General features: G+C 72.7%; 2 protein-coding genes. One reads left to right on the plus strand and one right to left on the minus strand.

All coding sequences use genetic code 11. The annotated features are described in order from the left end of the window. Nucleotides 1-39: 39 nt before the first annotated feature. A complete protein-coding gene (locus CV1CTNOD_RS17040; RefSeq protein ID WP_165485578.1) occupies nucleotides 40-1,710 on the minus strand; it encodes a protein kinase in 1,671 nt (556 codons plus the stop codon). A gap of 235 nt (nucleotides 1,711-1,945) precedes the next feature. Between CV1CTNOD_RS17040 and CV1CTNOD_RS17045 the strand changes: the two genes are divergently transcribed. Then, nucleotides 1,946-2,718, plus strand: a 773-nt coding sequence (locus tag CV1CTNOD_RS17045; RefSeq protein ID WP_242606767.1) for a peptidase E, incomplete at its 3' end; no start/stop codon positions are given.

Consider the following 2,718-nt stretch of genomic DNA (forward strand, 5'->3'; position numbering starts at 1 on the left):
ATGTTCAACCGGCAGGGCCCGCCTGCCGGTTGTCGGTGGTCAGCCGGCAGGGTCGACCCACGAGGCAACGCGCCATCCCCTGTCGGTCTTCACCAGGGTGACATCGGACTGCCGCCGGTCATAGCCGGGCTGCTGCGCCAGGACCGTTCCGTCGGTGTCGACGTAGCTGTAAGGCGGGAGCCGGTAGGTGATCCGCAGCACCGTCTTCTCGCTTCCGCTCTCCCGGACGGCGAGATCAATGATCTCTTGTCGTAAACCGGACGTCCTGCCGCCCTTGGCCACCATCTGCCGCATCAGGGTGAGATCCCGCGCGTAGGCGGTGCTGTCCAGCGCGTCCGCGTCCAGCAGACCGGCCTCGTCGGCCTGCGCGAAGGCGCTGCTGCGAGCGTTGGTCAAGCTCACCAGGACGTCCCGCCATGCCTGCTCGGGGGCGGGCTGCTGCCCTGACAGCCCTGCGGAGCGCGCGGTGACCAGCAGACCGCCGGCGGGCAGGCCGACGAACACGACGAACGCGGCCACGACGAGCAGGATCCGCCGCCGGCTGCCGAGCGAGGCGCGCCCGCCGGTGGGCACCGCAGGCGTGCCGACGTGGGTGGTGGCGGATCGCCTGCCGCCCGTCCGGGTACCTCCGGGACGTGCGCTTCCGGGACGTGCGTTCCCTGTACGGGGGGGCGTCGCACGTGCGGTCACCGCACCAGCGGTCCCGGCAGCGGCGGTCCCGGCACGGGCGGTCCCGGAGCCGCCGGGGGCGGCTGGAGCCCGGCGGCCCCTCCGCGACGCCGGCTCGGATGTCCGCGACATGCGCGGGAGGCGGGTCGGCGGCGACCCGATCGGAGGCGCGAGCCGCACCCTGTCGGTTGCCGCCTGCCCCGGGGCACCGTCCCGTCCGGCCGGCAGTGCGGGCAGCGGGAGCACCGCGGCTGCCCCGCTCACCAACGAGCCGGGGATCTGGGCCTCCGGCAGCGCGGAAAGAACATCCTCGCGCTGCCTTCGGCCCTCCAGCCGGACCGGCGCCGGGTTACAGCTGCGTGCCAGCGCCGCGGCCAGCTCCTCCGCCGTCGGCCTGCGGACGGGGTCGTCGACCAGGGCGGGCGCGACGGCGACGGCGACGGCGGCCGCGTCCGGCCCGGTGGCGTGCGGCATCGCCGCGAGCAGCAGACCGGCGAGGTCACCGACGTCCACCGGCGGTGTGGTGGACGAGCCCCCGAGACCGGCGATACCCGTCCCCGCCAGCACCGGCCGGCCGTTCGGTTCGAGCAGGACGTCGGCGAGATCGAGCCGACCGTGCACGACACCGGCGGAATGCGCCGTGGCCAGCGCCTGGGCGAGCGGCAACCCGACCGTCACCACCTCACCGGGGTCGAGACGGTCCCGGACCCCGAGCAGCCGGGCCAGGTTGACCGCCCCGTTGACCGGCTCCGACACGACGGCAATACCCTCGGATGTCGCGATCACGTCGATGACCGGAACAAGATGTGGATGGCTGAGCTCGACCAGCAGCCGCGCCGACCTCATCGCGGCCTCACGACCGGCCGCGTCCGGCGGCAGCCTGACCCGCCGGAGCGTGCACTCGGCCCCGGTGGCCACGACGCGGCCGGCCCACACGTCCCCGGCGCCGGCGTCCCGGACCCGGGCGCGCAACACGACTCCGGGTACGGGAGAATCGACCGGGTTCTCACGTCCACCACGAGAACCCGTGGAATCGTACATTGAGGCCACAAACCGTGACGGTAAGCCGAAAAAACCATTCTGTGCAGCCCTCCCCATCAAACTGTGGATAACTCTCGCCGAGAGCGGGTCAGGGTACGGTGGCCGCGGCGCACGGCCGTGAATGCCACGGACGGTACGAATACGGTAAAACGCCGAACAGTACAGGCATGTGCGGGCATGCGGGCACGGGCAGGCTGGCACAGGCATGTGCGGGCACGGACACGGAGGCCGGACGATGAACATCCTCGCGACCAGCGGCGGCTTCCTGCCGGACGGGCGCTGGGGCGCACGGGTCGGCCCGCTGATCCACCACGCGCTGCGCCTGGCCGGGGATCCGGCGCGTCCGAAACTGTGCCTGCTGGCCACCGCCGTCGGCGACGACCCGGCCGCCTACGCGCGTTACTACGCCGCGCTCGCGCGGGACGCCCCGCAGGTGCACGCGTCCCACCTGGCGCTGTTCCCGATGCCGAACGTCCCCGACGCCCGCTCGCACCTGCTGGACCAGGACGTGGTCTGGGTAGGGGGTGGCAGCGTGGCGAACCTGCTCGCCGTGTGGCGCACACACGGCCTCGACGTGATCATGAGGGAAGCGTGGGAGGCAGGCGTGGTCCTTGCCGGAGTGTCCGCGGGATCGCTGTGCTGGCACGCTGGGGGCACCACCGACTCGTTCGGGCCGGACCTGCGACCGGTCACCAATGGACTCGGCCTGCTGCCGTTCAGCAACACCCCCCACTACGACTCGGAGCCGGGCCGGCGTCCGCTTTACCAGCAGCTGGTCGCGGACGGGACGCTGCCGCCGGGCTGGGCCACCGACGACGGGGTCGGCCTGCACTTCCAGGGGACCGAGCTGGTGGAGGCCGTGGCCGACCGGCCGGACGTGTACGCGTGGAGGGTCGAGCGGACCTCGACCGGGGGCAACACAACCGGGGGCGGTACGGCTGAGGGCAGCACGGCGAACGACGGTACGGTTACGACCGGTACGACCGGTACGACCGGTACGACCGGTAC

Source organism: Protofrankia symbiont of Coriaria ruscifolia (assembly GCF_900634745.1).
In the GTDB taxonomy this organism is placed as follows: domain Bacteria; phylum Actinomycetota; class Actinomycetes; order Frankiales; family Frankiaceae; genus Protofrankia; species Protofrankia californiensis.